This is a genomic window from Acinetobacter shaoyimingii (assembly GCF_011578045.1).
Classification (GTDB): domain Bacteria; phylum Pseudomonadota; class Gammaproteobacteria; order Pseudomonadales; family Moraxellaceae; genus Acinetobacter; species Acinetobacter shaoyimingii.
The window spans coordinates 2,856,247-2,873,266 of record NZ_CP049801.1; the positions used below are offsets into that span (position 1 = coordinate 2,856,247).

At 36.1% G+C, this 17,020-nt stretch carries 16 protein-coding genes and 1 pseudogene; 2 read left to right on the forward strand and 15 right to left on the reverse strand.

Features of this window, described 5'->3' with window-relative positions:
* Window positions 1–35: 35 nt before the first annotated feature.
* Complete coding sequence (locus G8E00_RS12880) at window positions 36–845, forward strand: cytochrome C assembly family protein (protein WP_166225175.1); 810 nt, start codon at window positions 36–38, stop codon at window positions 843–845.
* A gap of 310 nt (window positions 846–1,155) precedes the next feature.
* The gene (locus G8E00_RS12885; RefSeq protein ID WP_196781990.1) at window positions 1,156–2,082 is read left to right on the forward strand and encodes a tRNA dihydrouridine synthase; all 927 of its coding nucleotides are present in this window, start codon (window positions 1,156–1,158) and stop codon (window positions 2,080–2,082) included.
* A gap of 44 nt (window positions 2,083–2,126) precedes the next feature.
* Here G8E00_RS12885 and G8E00_RS12890 read toward each other — a convergent pair whose 3' ends face one another.
* The 15 genes and pseudogenes from G8E00_RS12890 to G8E00_RS12960 all read right to left on the reverse strand — a co-directional run bounded on the left by G8E00_RS12890 (window position 2,127) and on the right by G8E00_RS12960 (window position 16,700).
* Window positions 2,127–2,483 (reverse strand): SseB family protein, encoded by a 357-nt coding sequence (locus G8E00_RS12890; RefSeq protein WP_166010085.1) that lies wholly within the window; start codon window positions 2,481–2,483, stop codon window positions 2,127–2,129.
* 136 nt (window positions 2,484–2,619) lie between these two features.
* The gene (locus G8E00_RS12895) at window positions 2,620–2,976 is read right to left on the reverse strand and encodes a hypothetical protein (RefSeq protein ID WP_166225178.1); all 357 of its coding nucleotides are present in this window, start codon (window positions 2,974–2,976) and stop codon (window positions 2,620–2,622) included.
* 15 nt (window positions 2,977–2,991) lie between these two features.
* Window positions 2,992–3,396 carry an NUDIX hydrolase gene (locus G8E00_RS12900; protein ID WP_166225181.1) on the reverse strand — a complete coding sequence of 135 codons (405 nt, stop codon included), beginning with the start codon at window positions 3,394–3,396 and terminating at the stop codon, window positions 2,992–2,994.
* A 70-nt stretch (window positions 3,397–3,466) separates the two neighbouring features.
* Window positions 3,467–4,636, reverse strand: a complete 1,170-nt coding sequence (locus tag G8E00_RS12905) for a low temperature requirement protein A (RefSeq protein WP_166225184.1) — start codon at window positions 4,634–4,636, stop codon at window positions 3,467–3,469.
* A 325-nt stretch (window positions 4,637–4,961) separates the two neighbouring features.
* On the reverse strand, window positions 4,962–5,426 hold the full coding sequence (locus G8E00_RS12910; RefSeq protein ID WP_166012035.1) for a nuclear transport factor 2 family protein: 465 nt from the start codon (window positions 5,424–5,426) through the stop codon (window positions 4,962–4,964).
* Window positions 5,427–5,901: 475 nt separating this feature from the next.
* The gene (locus tag G8E00_RS12915) at window positions 5,902–6,237 is read right to left on the reverse strand and encodes a YegP family protein (protein ID WP_166012036.1); all 336 of its coding nucleotides are present in this window, start codon (window positions 6,235–6,237) and stop codon (window positions 5,902–5,904) included.
* Window positions 6,238–7,079: 842 nt separating this feature from the next.
* Window positions 7,080–7,418, reverse strand: a complete 339-nt coding sequence (locus G8E00_RS12920) for a zinc ribbon domain-containing protein YjdM (protein ID WP_166012037.1) — start codon at window positions 7,416–7,418, stop codon at window positions 7,080–7,082.
* Window positions 7,419–7,542: 124 nt separating this feature from the next.
* Window positions 7,543–7,981, reverse strand: a pseudogene (locus G8E00_RS12925) (SRPBCC family protein).
* 247 nt (window positions 7,982–8,228) lie between these two features.
* A complete protein-coding gene (locus G8E00_RS12930) occupies window positions 8,229–10,697 on the reverse strand; it encodes an AI-2E family transporter (protein ID WP_166225187.1) in 2,469 nt (822 codons plus the stop codon).
* A gap of 224 nt (window positions 10,698–10,921) precedes the next feature.
* A complete protein-coding gene (locus G8E00_RS12935) occupies window positions 10,922–11,317 on the reverse strand; it encodes a ribonuclease E inhibitor RraB (RefSeq protein ID WP_166012040.1) in 396 nt (131 codons plus the stop codon).
* A 142-nt stretch (window positions 11,318–11,459) separates the two neighbouring features.
* A complete protein-coding gene (locus G8E00_RS12940) occupies window positions 11,460–13,043 on the reverse strand; it encodes a tyrosinase family protein (RefSeq protein WP_166225190.1) in 1,584 nt (527 codons plus the stop codon).
* Between the two features lie 235 nt (window positions 13,044–13,278).
* A complete protein-coding gene (locus G8E00_RS12945; RefSeq protein WP_166225193.1) occupies window positions 13,279–13,944 on the reverse strand; it encodes an RluA family pseudouridine synthase in 666 nt (221 codons plus the stop codon).
* A 667-nt stretch (window positions 13,945–14,611) separates the two neighbouring features.
* Window positions 14,612–15,454, reverse strand: a complete 843-nt coding sequence (locus tag G8E00_RS12950) for a GGDEF domain-containing protein (protein WP_166225196.1) — start codon at window positions 15,452–15,454, stop codon at window positions 14,612–14,614.
* A gap of 394 nt (window positions 15,455–15,848) precedes the next feature.
* The gene (locus G8E00_RS12955; RefSeq protein ID WP_166012044.1) at window positions 15,849–16,427 is read right to left on the reverse strand and encodes a DUF4126 domain-containing protein; all 579 of its coding nucleotides are present in this window, start codon (window positions 16,425–16,427) and stop codon (window positions 15,849–15,851) included.
* A gap of 129 nt (window positions 16,428–16,556) precedes the next feature.
* A complete protein-coding gene (locus G8E00_RS12960) occupies window positions 16,557–16,700 on the reverse strand; it encodes a zinc ribbon-containing protein (RefSeq protein WP_196781991.1) in 144 nt (47 codons plus the stop codon).
* Window positions 16,701–17,020: the final 320 nt, after the last annotated feature.

Genomic DNA, 17,020 nt, shown 5'->3' on the forward strand with positions numbered 1-17,020 from the left:
AACATGAATATTCAGCATCCAGAAAAAGGTTTGACATGATTAGCCTCCCTTTGGTTTATACGATTTTAGCATTAATTGCTTATACCACATCCTTTTGGTATTTGTTTTTACACTTAATGTCAAAACGCGCACCAAACCACTGGTTTATTGGCATTCTATCTGGTCTTGGTCTGTTTTTGCATGGCGTTGTGCTTTATCACGATATGGTGACGCCACTTGGTATCAACTACGATGTGTTTAATCTCATGTCGTTCACGACCGCGCTGATGATGTTACTCAGCCTGTTGTATAGTACCTATCGACCTGTCATTGCCCTGAATTTATTGGGTATTCCCGTTGCAGCGCTGGGTTTAATCCTTGGGTTTACCTTTAGCCAGACCAGTTTAAGTATTGGCAAAAATTCATTTGGTTTAGATATTCATATTATTTTATCGCTATCTGCTTATGCAGTTTTACTCATGGCAACTATTCATGCTGTTTTGCTTTGGTTACAAGATCGAGAACTCAAAAACAAACAGAAAAAACGTGTTTGGGTGAGCTTTTTACCTTCTTTCCAAGCCATGGAATCGTTGTTATTTGACATGCTGATCACGGGTTTCTTGTTGCTCACTGCCGCATTGGTATTTGGTTTCTTTACCATCAATGATTTCTTTGGACAACATTTAGCACATAAAACAGCGTTTAGTATTGTGTCTTGGTTTGTTTATGGTTCATTACTATTCGGACATTACAAATTTGGCTGGCGTGGACAAAAAGCGATTCGTTTCACCATTCTAGGTTTTGTCTTACTGGGCATTGGTTTTATTGGATCGAAATTTGTTTTAGAAATGATTTTAGGACGATGATTGATCTTTCAGAGCATTATTTCCGGTGTTTTGATGACTTAAAATCAACAACTGAAGATTCTTAAACTTATGACATAAACAATGGCAGTAAAAGCTCAAGCTGTCATCTACAGATAGCCTTTATTTATAAAGCAAGCCTGATTTTACAGACAACGCACTTATCGTTAAGCTATTTTTTTAACTTATACATTCTATATTGAGTGAGTAGAGTCTCATACATGATCAATTCATTTTTTGATCTTGTTACCACCCTAGACATGCACTTAAAAAAAACGTATAACACCGTTTTTAATGCTTCAGGTTACCTACGTTGAAACTCATACTTGCCCCCATGGAAGGTCTAACAGACCCTATTATGCGTGATGTGCTGACATCTGTGGGAAGCTTTGATTGGTGTGTATCTGAGTTTATTCGTGTCACTGATTCTGTCTTGCCAGATCATGTTTATCAGACTTATTGTCCAGAATTGTGGAACGATGGTAAAACCCCTTCTGGTACGCCACTGCATGTACAATTTTTAGGAAACAACCCTGAAATGTTGGCCGCCAATGCTGTACGTGCCGTTGAATTGGGTGCTCCTGCCATTGATATGAATTTTGGTTGTCCTGCCAAAACGGTGAATCGACATCGTGGTGGATCAGTACTTTTAGATGAACCAGAAGTCGTACATGAACTTGTCAAAGCTGTGCGCGATGCTGTGCCAGAACATATTCCTGTGTCTGCAAAAATGCGTTTGGGTTACATGGATCGTCATTTTACCCTTGAAAATGCACATGCCATTGAAGATGCTGGTGCAGCTTGGGTTACCGTCCATGCACGTACTAAAGCCGATGGTTATACCCCACCTGCATTTTGGGATCAGTTACAACCCATTCGTAAAGCATTGAAAATCAATGTGATTGCCAATGGTGAAATCTGGAACAATGCCGATGCCAAACAATGCATCCTTGAATCGGGTTGTGAAGATTTAATGATTGGTCGTGGAGCTGTAACCACGCCAGACATTACTCAAAGCATTCGTCAAAATAGTGATACACCTTTACTGAATTGGAATGAATTACTGACTTTGCAAATTCGTTTTTTAAATGGTTCGTACAAAAAAGAAATGAATATGGTCGGTCGTTATAAACAATGGCTTGGAATGATGTCCAAACACTATCCTGAAGCCAAAGCACTATGGGATGAAGTGAAGCGTTTGAAAAAAATTGATGAAGTCATTGAAAAACTGAAAGTTTAATAAGGATATAAAATTAAGCCTTTGTTTTAATCAAAGGCTTTTTTTTATTCTTGATCTTGGGTTTCTAAAATCGCTTTGATTTCTTCTGGTTGAAACTCTTTTGTTAAAGCTGAAGTAGGATTCATGACTAAAGTTGCACCTGAGGTCATTTCAAACAGTTTTCGAGTATTTAAGGTTAAATACTCAACCTCAGTTCCCAAATCTTCTTGAATCGTTTCACTTGATAGAAAGAATGGAATGGCTTGATCGCCTTCATCTGTTTCAAGCACTCGAAATTGGATTTGATTATCCTGATCTTTTGTACCTAAGCAGTACACATCTGAAACTAGAAGCTGCTCAATAAAAAAGGGAATCAGTTCGTAGTTTTCTTGGGTTTGGGTGAATAGTTTTTGGAGGTTCATATTTTTCTCATTTTAGTATGATTTAGTTATAAATTTACAGAGTTTAAGTCATATAAATTTAAAACTTTATATTTTTTTATAAATTTCAGATAATCCAGACATCAAATAAACATTGAGCCCAAATCGCAAAACGTCTTCAAAACACAAAAGCATGATCGACTTTATACTCACCATCTTCAATGATCATCACCATTTCCGCAACATAATCACCTTCAACTTTGCTGTAATGTTGCTTCCAAATAAATGCCACAGAGTCGGGACGGCGGAACAGTGCAACGAACTCACGTTCTGTGAAAAAGCCATTTTTTTCTTGGTAAACGCCACACACTATTTTAAATTGGGTTTCGTCCAAAACACTTTTCGCACGTTTTGAAAAGTCTTGTATATGTGCTTGATAATCTTGACGAGTTGAAGCATCCATGAGTTGATTCATCAACGCATTGCCAATGTTGAGTAGTTCAACATCAGACAATTGCTCAAAATTGGTCACCATCTCAACTCCTTTTATTTAAAATGCTCGGCTTCGAACTTCACCCGAATAATCAAGACAATCCTGTACACGTATTTTTTGTATAGGACTTAAATCTTTTAAATCAAACCAACGATATTCACTATGTTCATGACTGACTTGAATTGTCGCATCATGCTGAATGTGGCATCTAAAGATAAAAGCATGCGACATAACCACCGCATGAAAATAAACACCTGAAAGATACTCAATCTGAACATCGAGTCCTAATTCTTCTTTACATTCACGATATAGCGCCTGATGAATGGTTTCTCCTACATCTAAACCACCACCAGGTAAGCCCCAAGCTTGATCAGCATAGCCTGCTTTAAGGAGTAATATTTGCTGATTCGCATTGGTGATGACCGCATGAGAACTTAATCGATAAAAATCTTGATAGGCCACGTTTCATCATCCACAGTAAAATATTTCAATAACGGACTTAAATATAAATTGAAAATAAATGCTGACGTCATCAAGCACGAATAAAGGTTTTCATACAAATCAGTCGAATTGCATAAACAATTGATATTGCAAATACACTATAGCCAATATCTGTACTCAATATAGGGATACAAAGCACAATAATCGTGGTCAATGGATAAAACCATTTTTCCAAGCCATCAAATTGATGTGAAAAATGTAAAGACCATAAGGCTGTGGTATAAATCACTAAAGGTATTGCGATCAAATACCCTGCCAATTGGTCAGAAATTTCAGCATGATGTGTAGCGACATCGACACATGCAGCCAAGCTTGCACCAATCGCTGCCACAGCCACAAAGATAAAGAAATGCCCATAGCCCCATATAAACGCGCGTTTACGGCTATTTAAACACTCTGCAATATTACTATCGAAATACATCCACCACATGCTAAACATTAGAATCAATCCGCCAACCATCAGAAACATTAATTCCGTACTGAATAGCTGGTTATGAATGGCATCAACTACAGCTGAATAACTGCCAACGATAGATTCACCCAAAACAATAATTGTAAGCAGGGAATAACGCTCAGCAATGTGATGTGCATGCCATGGTGTTCTATTATAAGATTCGGCAAAAATGGGCACACTTAACTCAGCCACAACCAAGAGCAGAAAAACGATCACGCCAAAATCTACTGGAGTGAAGTGATAAATGAGCCAACCGACTTGAACACATATAATGCCAAAAGCATATCTCAAAGCGGTCTGACGGCGTTCTACATCACTTTTAGCAACACGAAACCATTGAGTGACCAGACTCAAACGCATAATCACATAACCAATGATAATCACATCAAAGTCTTGCTTTTGAAATGCATCCATGATCCCTGCCGCAATGACCATTGAACCAATAATTTGGATAAAGGTCATAATGCGATAGCCTGCATCATCATTGTCATAGGCAGAAGCAAACCAAGTAAAGTTCATCCAAGCCCACCATAATCCAAAAAACACCATCAAATAGCTGGTGATACCAGCATCGATATGGTTTTCAATCAAACTATGATGTAGTTGTTGACCTGCTGTCGCGATAGCGACCACAAAAATTAAGTCAAATAACAATTCTAATGATGTTGCAACACGATGCGGTTCATGTGGATCACGAGGAGATAGTGGATTAATCCACCGATTTATACTTTTAATAGGAGAGTTCATTGTTATTTTGACTAAATACGATTTGGTAAATTGAATTTTTCCAAATCTAAAACATTTAAACAAGTTTTATTTTGCGTTCTCATTTTCAATGTAGATATTTCAAATGTAGAAGTAAAATAGGCATTGAAATATATGTAAATAAACGCATCATTCGCATAAAAGTGCTGTTCAAAAGTATCAAAAAAAAGCATTGAATCTTTAAATTGGATCGCAAGAATCATCCTGATTTCTTGCGCTCAACTCAATCATGTGGTGATCTTTTTTTAATTATTTTTTATTCTTCGTTCATCAATATTTTATTCATGATTAGCTGTTTTATAAAAATTTAAATCACCATACGTAGTTTTGGTTCATCTTTCAAAAAAACAGCTTTGCCTGTTAACATGTCAATAGGCATAGAAATATGCTGATGAACCACTCGCCATTGATTATTTTGCTTTTGTAAACATAAAGTTGTACGACACCAAGGCATCATTCCCTTATCTTTCATGGCAACATTTTCAACTTTGGAATGGCAATGCAAAATGGCAAGTTCTTCACTCGCATAAAGTTTGACATTACGACGTGAAATCTTCATACCTTCTGAAAAATATGGACTAAATTTTTGCCATTCATTTTTATATTCATCAATACCATTGAGTTGGCAACTGACATCGAACATACTGATATCTTTTGAACATTGGTTCAACAACTCATTGATTTTAGTGCTAATAATTGCATTATCCCAGAGTTGAATTTGTTGTAATACTTCTTGGGCAAGATGTTGATCGCCATCAATTTGAATTTTCATTATTGTTCCTCCCACTCACTCTAGTAAGTGTGACCAATTTAACACTTTATATAAATTATGATAATATCGTTAAGTTTTCTTTTTATTGAAGTTTAGATTATTTTTGTTAACAAATTTAGTTTATTTTAATAAATACAACATCTTATTAATTACAACTTAACAGATTTTCTTACTCCTCACATGTAATGTTGATGATTCAACATTTATTTGCTTAAAAATTTAATGATCTCAAAAATAATTCAATACAAAAATTTCTTCAGATCATTCAAATTATTCACCCAACTCAAAACAAAAAAGGGGTAGATTTAAATGCATGCATCACATCCCTTTTTACCCCCATCTCGTTTTAAATGATAACCACTATTCCATCGACTGCTTTACTTAGTTTTGCATTCACTTTATTTGCCTGACTGGGTACACTTTTAAAATGTGCATTTTCAGAGAAATAAAGTAAATGTATGCAAGAACAGTCTTTTTATCCTGTTAAATCTTTAATCGTGGTTGTTGAACCATTATTTTTCACCGACTCGATACCATTATCTCTTGCAGCAGCACTTGAATACAGTTGACTGGTGCCAATGATCTGATGATTTGCAGCCTTTAAATTAAAATAAGGTTTACCATTTTTAGCATCTACACGATCATAATTTGCATCACTGCCACTATTTTTTTGCACTGATTCAATCCCATTTTGAGCAGAGGCTTTGGCTTTATATAATTCACTGGTTAAAATCGTTTCTGCATTACCCGCTTTTAAAACGAATTTATATTGTCCATCACTTGCTTGAGAAATTTCATACCAACCTGCCATATTTACCCCTTTCTATTTTAGTTAAATGATTTTATTAGAATGACTTTACAATGAATAAATTTTATCCAATTTATTAAAATATAAATGAGTTTATATTCTTTATACAATCATTTTTTGTCTATTTTTTTATTCTTATTTCATATGCACACCATACCTACTCAGCCATAGTGTTTGAACTATAATGCCTTTTCATAAATCACTATATTTTCCAATAATCTCAATTTAAATCATTATTCTGTATAATTAAAGTGTTATTCAAAGCAAACTTAATAATTAATTTGATTTTTTGAATTTTATCTTTTCATTTTAAGAAAAAATTTAGGAACAAAATAATAGACTTCTTGTGTAAATTAAAAATGAAAATGTGTAATACCTTTATACAAAGAAAAACAGGAAATGAATGCGCTGATTTCCATTACACATAATAATGTATCTGTGTCGAGTAAATGCATGATTAAAACGCTCATCAACTTTTTTACAGCATAAATACTGACAGTCAGCATAAACATAAAAAAAGCATAAAACCCTAAAGTTTTATGCTTTTTCATTAAACCTCTTCGGTAAATACATTATCACCTCATTGGGTGTGCAAATTTATTAGACCACTACATTACACGCCCTCACCTTTTAGGAGAGGGCTAGGGAGGTTATTTGCTTGACCACCTCATCCCAACCTTTACCCTGAACCATATATGGCGCAAGAGAAGGGACTTTCGTTGTTCATTCAAATACGAACCATTGATCATTTTGTGATTGATGCAAGAAGTCTATTGAGTGCATTCAATTATGATCAGCAATCACATGGTAAAAACCGAATCACATCTGATGTTTGAATGATAAATTTAAACTTTTTTAACAAATTCAGATTTGAGCTTCATTGCACCAAAACCATCAACTTTACAGTCGATATCATGACCATCGGTTGCTTCTGGAAGTAATCGAATATTCTTTGCCTTTGTCCCTACTTTAACGACAGATGAAGAACCTTTAATTTTTAAATCTTTAATGACTGTAACGGTATCACCATCAGTCAGCACATTACCATTTGCATCTTTAATGATAATAACATCTTCTGTGATTTCCCCTTCTTTCCACTCATGTGAACATTCAGGACAAATCAACAAATCGCCATCTTCATAGGTATATTCAGAGCTGCACTTTGGACAATGAGGTAAAGTCATAAAAAAACTCAAAAAAGCAAAATTGTTGGGCGCAATATAGCATTTTTATTTGACGGAGTTTAATCCTCTTTGGTTTCATCAATAAATGCCTATGAGCAGAGCTGTCCTAAAATAACCCATACATTTAATGATCTGGAATGTCTGGATTCACCAATAAAGCCAACAAATTGAGAGATTCTTGCCAGCCTAAATAACACGCTTCAGCTGGGATTTCCTTGGGTACACCCGAGGTTCAACTCAGTGCCCATGAGCACAGGCTCCATATGAATAGTCACGTAAATGACTTCATCAATCTCAGGGTCATCAAATTGATCTTTATAACGCAACAATTTATTTGGAATGATTTCCATATAGGTGCCAAAAAACGAATGGGTAAAACCAGTTGAGAAATTGGTGAGTGACATCTTATAGCCAGCTCCAACTTGTACATCAATATAATGTACTTTGCCCGTAAATCCATGCGGAGGCATCCATTTTGACATCGCATCTGGGTCTGTGAATGCTCTGTATACACGTTCTGGAGGCGCGCTAAAGATACGGTGAATTCTAATTGTTTGATGCATGATCTCAATCACTTCTTATTTTTTATCATATTCATGTGATTTAGCTTAATCAGTTATTCCCTTACAAACTGTATGGGTTTGGTGTATTTATCTTCATTATTCATTTTAAATATAAAATTAACTGTTAATTTATTGATATTTCCAACCTAAAACAAAAATAGCCTATTGAAATAATAGACTATTTTTATTCATCACTCAGATATTAAACTTAACAATTATATTGAATGATTAAACTCTATCTCACTCATTAAGAATCCATGGACAGCATATGTGTAGATTCTGCTTGTTGAAGTTTGCCAATTTCCTCAAGTTTTTGCTGTCGCGTCTTCTCATTGCTTAAGGTTTCAATTAAGTCATCCGCTAATTCATTCAGTAATACAACATCATCCTCACTCATTTGACGAACATGTTGATCCAAAATACACAAACTTCCAAGCACTAATCCTTGCTGTGTCCTCAGAGGTACGCCTGCATAAAATTTGATTTTGCTTTTATTCAACTCTGGGTTTTGTCTAAAACGAGGATCACGGTCAATATCTTCAATAATCAGCGCTTCATTTTGATGAACCAAGTGTGTACAGATGGACTCTTCTCTTGGAATTCCTGCTTCAATTGGATTTGCATTTTCATCTGCCAATGGGCTACCTGGTGTATTCACCCAGTCTTCGTCTACCAATGAAATTTGCGCATATCTGACGTCAAAAGCTTGTGTAGCTTCCTCTATATATTGCTTATAGATTGGGAGTGTTTCTGGTTCTAATAATTGCAAATCGTGTAATGCAGCCAAACGCTCATCTTCATTTTCATTGAGTAATTCACGTGCTGGGTTTTCACCTTGTTCAATCAAAAGCGCATCTATACTGAGCATTAACTCATTGACCGTTGCCACCACCGCATCTGGCTCATAACGGCGAATGATGTCGTCTCTCAGCTCGTCACTGCTATTGCCCCAAGTGGCAAACACCAGTTTTAAATGTGGAAAATGAGTTTTTAAACGATGGTTCAGCAGTCGAATTTGAGCCTGAGGTTGTTGATGAAATACTGATAAGCAGACGATTTCTACACTTTCTGGAAGGCTCTCCAACACATCAATATTAGATTGAATCAAGGCTTCATTATGGCTTTGTGCTGGGACTTTACGTAAATTTAAACCATGTGCCAGCATAGATGAAACCAGTACATCAACTTCCCAACGTGCACCTAAACACGCCACTTTCGGCTCTGATAGATCAATTTCAGCTGCATACTCTATTTGAAAATCATGATTGAATAATTTTAAACCTTGATGCATACGTAAACGATGTTCAGCACTGGCATCAGTGTTATGACTTTCTGAAAACAATCGAATAGAAGGTATAGAGACATCTTCATAAAAGCCGTTGACTTTGCGACTGATCAACTCATCATTACTTTGCTTAGAACGCTTATGGCGACCAAACAAGCTAATCTTTTTAGGCATACCTTCTTCAATGTAGGCCTGTGAAATTTCTAATGCATCATCAACATCTCCTGCCACTAAACGTTGATAAAATCGTTCTGGAGGTGTCAACACTGAGTCACTACCAATAAACACTTTCATAAAGGATAATGCTGGAATGTAATTTGCCAAGACCAAAATACATGCCGTTAACGGCGTTGAAAGAATTAAACCTATCGGACCCCATAACGACGTCCAAAAGGTTGCAGCAACAATGATCGCTAATGTTGAAAGCCCTGTACTTTCACCATACAGCCACGGCTCAATCACATTATTACTCACCAGTTCTAAGAGCAAAATGAGCCCTAAGGTCCAGAGCACCATGTTCCAAGTCGGATCGACAGCAAAAGCCAATGTAATTGGAAAAATCATGGAAATCAGTGGTCCCACATAGGGAATAAAACGCATGACCACAGCCACCATGCCCCACATTATGGCTGCTGGAACGCCAATAAAATACAGTCCAATGGCCATCGGAACACCATAAGTGGCATTGACCAATAGCTGCATTCGCAAATAGGTTCCTATACGAACTGCTGCTTCATCCAAAGCATCTGTACCGACATTTAGATTTCCACCTAAGAGTTTCAACAAGCGATCATGCAAATCTTTTCGATTGAGTAAAATCAGCACCACAAATAAGAACACAATACCCGCAGTGGCGAGTGGACTGACAATTTTTGCACCCCACTCCAATGCGGCTTCTGTGGTACTTTGTTGATCGCCCACCATCTGTACTTTTTGTATATCAGATTTTTTTTGCTCATCAGGTGCTATTTCTTGCATCGATTTTTGCACGGTTTGAATGGTACTGATTGCTCCATCCCAAATGCTCGGTCCAGACGTGACACTTTTAACGGAGTTAATTTTCTTTTCAATGGTGTCCTGATACTGTGGCATTTCTTGGCTAAGTGTCGCCAGTTGATAGCCCAAATAAGTACCTGCCCCACCCAACACACTTAATGCAAAAAGTACAACCAGTGCGATTGAAGGAAACTGCGGAAGTCCCCACTTTTTAAGCCGAGACACTAAGGGTTCAAGTAAGAATGCCAATAAAACTGAAAGTGCTAATGGGATGAGAATCTCTTTGCCATAGTACAAAGCCAAAATGATAATCGTTGCAATCACAAAACCAGCCATGAGCCTCAGTGCGCGCTTTGTTTGTGTATCTTGATTCTGTTGATCATTCTCGTGATTGTTATTTTCTTGTTCTGTCAAAGTACTTTTGAGATGATCCATACCGCTATCCTTAAGTGTGAACTTAAGCATGATTTTTGATCTTTTTATTTAGAATTTCTATACAGTTAGTGTAATTTCATCTTGGTATTTTTATTGAATTTTATCGTGCTGAAACTGTATTCAAGTTGAAACTCAAGTTTTTCTTTTTGCATTAAAAAAGCCTTCGAATGCCATGACACATCAAAGGCTTTAATAAATACTTTTAGTTCAACAACTTGTGTTCATTACGAGTTGAGTGAAGCTGGCGATTCGTCATCTTCAATTTCATCATCATAGACATAGGCCATACAGCCCCAACCATCATAAACACCTTGATATTGCTCAGCGATTTTGGTCACCCACTCTTCTAAGTCAACAATGTCTGAATATTCAGGCTCCATATACATGTATATGGTGATAATCCATTCTTTAAGATCAGATTCTTCGTCGACAAATAAACTGATTTTTTGTTCTTCATGTAGAAGAAACAATGCACATTTCTCAGCTTGTTCTTGGCTCGTGAATGCAATTGAATATTCAATTTCATGTGCTTCGGTGAGGTCATCACCATCTTGATGCATTTGCCAAAGTACATCGCCATTGTCATCATCGGGGAATTGTTGGTAGTCGCGGTCAGTCATTGTAGAGTCCTTATTCATCGCTTTCACTTTATCATAAGCAATACGTTAGCTTAATTTTGTTTCAATTTGAGTATGATTCATGATTAAAAATAAAACCCCAATTAAATGGGGTTTCACTCTACTACAGCTTAACTTCTAAACATTATGAAATAGGCTCAGATGTAAGCAGTATTTTACCAATTTTTAATCCGTCTTTGCTTAACTGCGTAAAGACTGGATTAGAAGTAAAATCGGTCGGCTCAAAAATTAATTCAAAGTCTGCCAAACTTTGCGCACCTATTTCTTGCAGATTATCTGAAACAATTAATTTCATATCGCCAATCTTAGTTTTTCCATGATGAGCGTGGACATTATTTAAACCAAAGAAAGAGAAGGTCGTCAGATAGCTTCGTTTACTCGTGTCTTTTTTACTTACCATATATACAGCATAAGTAAGCATTGGCTTATTCACCAACTCAATATTTTGTATAGTTAGATATGAAATTGCTGGGCCAGTTGATCTAAGCATATTATTTACTGGAAGATCTTTAAAATTGGCTCTTGAAACTTGAGCACCTAATACATTGATATTACTGATTTCAATATTCTCATGATGACCTAAAGGACTCATTAAAAGTTTATTAGATTCACTAGCAAGCAGTGTTGGATCAGATTTTAAGCCTAAATCATCATAATCCGGCATAAATTCTGAATTAAACGCATCAGCTACTTTTCTTGATACAAGATTCCCGTTTTCATCTACAAACTTCATTTCCTTCTCAAACCATGTCGCAGGCATACCAAGATTAGCTTTAGCCCACGCAAGGTCAATTTTTTGTCCCTTTGCTTTTTTAAGCATCCATTTTTGCCATAAACGATCAATATTACGATGATGTAAATAGAAAATTGGATCATTACCTGCAGCAGGAACCAAGCCCATATTCGGGGCATAGCAGTTTGCACCAACGGCACAGTGCATTAAGTTGTGCGGATTACTTTCAATTAAGTTTGAAAATCCTGCTTTATCATCTCTATAAAAATCGACCGCTTGTAATGCTTCAAAACCTGTAATATCAATTGTTTTATTATCTCCTCTTACTTTTATTCCTATTTTATTTTCGTTTAGTCCAATGGTTCGTTTAATATCGAAAGCAGATAAATAATTTTGCGTAAATAACCACGGTAAAAATAATAAATTATTGTTATCTATATTATCTTCATATTTCCAATAAGGGAGTTGTAAGTTGGGATTACCACTCGCTTTCCTCAATGTTTTTTCGAAATAATGTAGATACAAGCGATGCCATGGTAAAAAAAACTCCGTACCATGTTCACAAGTTCCCCAAACCTCCTGAGCAATTTTATCATTACCTGCCGTCTGATTATTCAATGAAGCATAGTAGTTTTGATAGAAACCACATGCCTTCCTTTCTGGCTCACCTTTCGCTTTGTCATAGCATTGTTTAATTAACTCTTCATAATATTCTTGTAAATTTTCAGATTTTTTATCATACCCAAAGTAACCATGTATATTTGCCCAATAATTTAGACTTGTTCTATATTTCGCTGTGTTTGGCTCAGCGAAATTGGCCTTTCTCATTTCAGCAAAGCCTTGGTTCAATGCATTTAAATTCTTTAAATCTTTTACGTAAGTTTCTAAACTCGGAATCTTCTGTGCATAAGTAGATATAGATAAAATTCCACACGTACTGGCCAAAATTACTAATTTTGCAATTCCCTTTTTCATTGTTTTCCCCTTGTACTTATTAAATTTGATGTCATCGTTATTATATTGATCATATTTAAATCACAATAAATACCTCATTGAAGATTAGATCAATTTTATTTTAATAAACAAATATTTACACATATTGAAAAACTTTAAACATGCAAAAGCACGACCGATTCTAACTTTTAAATTAAAGCGTGAATCAATCATTTAAAGATCTTTTTATTAAAATAAATAGTTTGTGAAAAATAACTTAAAAAGGAACTTTTCCACGAATCTCGACATCCACACCACTCAATGGCTGTTGAAAAGCCAAATATGTTGCATGAAGCGCCATACGATTAAGCAAACTTCGTGTAGGTTCAGGGTGATACAACTTGTCCCCTGTAATAGGATGACCAATATATTGCATATGTACACGCAGTTGGTGCGAACGCCCCGTAATGGGAGTCAATAATACGCGTGAAATATCACTTGCTTCATCATACTCAAGTACTTCATATAAAGTTTGAGCAGGTTTACCCAATTCAAAATGCACAATCTGACGTGGACGATTTTCCCAATCTGTGATTAGCGGTACATCTACACTGCCTTTATCAGCTTCAAACTGACCTTGAACCAAAGCTATATAATTCTTCTTCACAGTTCGTGCTTGGAACATTTTACTGACAGCCACTTCCGCATCACGGTGTTTAGCAAACATCAAAATACCAGAGGTTGCCATATCTAAACGATGTGTAATTTTAGCGTTGGGATACTCCTCTACAATACGTAGGTACGCACTGTCATGATGTTCAGGTAAACGTCCAGGCACCGACAATAGACCTGCTGGTTTATCGATAACCACCAAATCATCATCCTCATACACAATCGATAATGGATCTTGTGGCGGTGCATAAACAAATTGATCAAATGACATGATGGCACTGGCAGATTAAATATAGGCGCAAAATATCAATCTCAGTTACGGCTGTCAAACATGAATCAGATGATAAAGATGTTGCATATTGATCAGTATCCAAAAAACATCGTTCCTATTCTGAAACTTTCAATGATTATGATCTGATGTTGAATTGATTAAAAAAATAAGGGGGGAATTTTAAGAAAATTTAAGGATGATGATTAAAAGATGTATTTATTTTTATTAGAAAGTTTTGTCTGTTCTTCATTGGACAATTGATTTTTATTTCGAGGGATATTGGGATAAACAAATCACATGTTTACTTCAACTCGCCTAACTTTGTAAGTTAACCGTTGTGTCCTATAGATTGGTAATCTATAGCGTCCTAAGCCGAATCGAGACCTTGTGGGTAAATACGCAACTTACTTTGTAAGTACTGGCGCATATTGCTCTCTTCGAACCCCGTCACACCCTTGAGATATATAGTAGTCAAAATAGCTCGGGATTAATTTCCTAAGATCAGTCTTATTCTTAAAATTTTTAAATTTTTTTTCATCTTATATTATTTATATGAAAATTATTTTCATCATAGGACTTTTTATGCAGATTAATTGCATTTTAGAATGGTTTTTTGCTGTTTTTTACTTCCACCGATGGGCGTAATCTATCTACAAATTTGCTGGCCCTAATAGGACTGGATAATGGTTCTAGACTTACCACGCAATTTTGATTGATACATCAATTTATCTGCACAATGGGTCGCTTTATCAACACTTTCGGGTAACTCATTGAAAATACTCATCCCCATACTGTAATCAATGCCAAATTCATCATTTAAACCACTTTCTAAAAATTTTATTCTTAATTTTTTTTCAAATTCTTCCGCACTAATAAAATCAATATTTTCTAGAATGATTGCAAACTCATCTCCCCCGATTCGAGCAACACAAGCAGAATTTTGCACAGCATTTTTGAGTAATTCCGCAAATCGAATTAAAACTTCATCACCTTTACTGTGTCCAAGCGTGTCATTCACTGCTTTAAATCCATCTAAGTCTATGATTGAAATTGCGATTTGTTGTTGTTTTTTTAAATTATTTTTTTGAATTTCTTGGTAGGCTAAGTTAAAAGCACGGGTATTATTTAAAGCGGTGAGGCTATCTTTCATGGCCATGAGTGTTAACTCATTCATTGCTGCTCTAATCTTGTAAAGCAAATAAGCCACAATATAAAAAAAGATGATTCTTACACCAATATTCCAATACACCACATAGGGGTTTGAATAATAGTGACCTGAGGTCATATAAATGCATAACCAAATAATGGATGCCATAAATATGGCTAAGCTGGTGACTTTGAAGTTGTCAAACCAAGCAGCAATGGCAATGGGCACCAAATAGAAAATACTAAAAGCAAACTCATAACCAGTTAAATAGTCAAACCACCCCATAAGCACATTGATCAAAATGATCACTACACGCCGGAATAAGACATGAGAGGAAAGTAAATTTTTCAGGGTATTCATCATTGCTGACCCAAGGTTATGACATGAAAATGACCTGTTTGATTTTTACACCTTGACCATTCACTTACGATTAAAGCTTTTATATAGGATGATGAACTTCACATCTCGACAATATGATAAATAACATAACTTTTATTTTTTATTTTACAAACTGATTTTTGATTTTAATTCTATTTTTTGTGTATATCTTGATTTAAAAGCACTATAAATATTTAAAATAAAGCTTTTTATTGATGCCCTGGTGCATTGAATATCCATACAAATCATCTATTAACAACAAAAGTCGTGGTGGATTACGCTACGCTTATGGAAGGCTCCACCCTAGAAAATGAACTGTGCTGGTTTTACCCGTTTTTAGATTACATCATTTCAATTACATCTATAAGGCGTTGCTCGTTTAAACCATCTCATGTTCAGTCACTTGCTGTTTCCGACGGCGCACCCAACGAACCAACCAGATCATAGCAATAACACCCACAATCACCACTAAAACAGGTACAACAAAAGCTAACACTGAAACCACCAACGCCCCTATCCATTCTCCTGTAGAGACAACTGGATTTGCCACGCCTCCTGTGGTTGCTGTAGAAACGCCACGTAAAGCAACCGTACTCATTTGCACTGCACCTGCTGTCCCACCACCCACAATAATCGCAGATGCCCAACTGGCAAATTGCGACATCTCACCAGTGCTGACTGCCATAGTTGCCAGTGTTCCTGCAATCATAGCAGCAGGTGTGGAAATGGTATCGAGGACATTGTCGACCCAAGGAATGTAGTAGGCAGCAATTTCAGTCACTGTTGCCACTGCAAGTGCAGCACATACAGCAGGCATCGCCAACCATTCAAAGCCTTTCATCGGTTCGAACCATCCCATCAGTGATGCGATACTCATCACCAATAGCGGTACAAATACGCGAAAACCACATGCAGCGCTGAGACCAATACCTATACATAGACCGATGATTGTTTCCATTGTTATTTTCCCAGTGAAATGCTCTTCACTTTTTTATTGTGCTATCTAATGGTTTATAAAGTAACAAAAAGCCCTATCGAGTGATAGGGCTTTATTCAAAACAGAGGGTAACTGTTTGAGGTGTGCAGCTTAAGCAATCTTGTCGTTAAATTGATTGCCAAGGCATTTGGTACACGGTGGTAAGCGGTCTGTACCAATTTCTAAGTAGGTTCGATGTCCGCATTGGACGCAAAAATAGAAACCTGTTCCCGGTTTAGAGCCAGCAGTAACCATTTTTGTTCTCCATAGTTTTAGAAATGGTGAGCAGAGTATAGCCAAGCTTTATCAGGAGTTTATTGTCTATTTTGACAGGTGATGAAGTCATTTTTGCAAGAAATGATTTAGCAAATAAATTAAGTTCTATTTTGAGTGGTTTATTAAATATGTCTTACATCGAATTAGGGCTTTTTAAGTGAATTTTTTTATTGAAAAAATGGGTTATGTTGTAGGCGTGCCTTGTGCAAAACACTCAACTTATAATTAACAATATAAAATGTATATGTGCATTAACCCCATGATTTAGATTAAATATTAGACAGTATTTATTTGATATA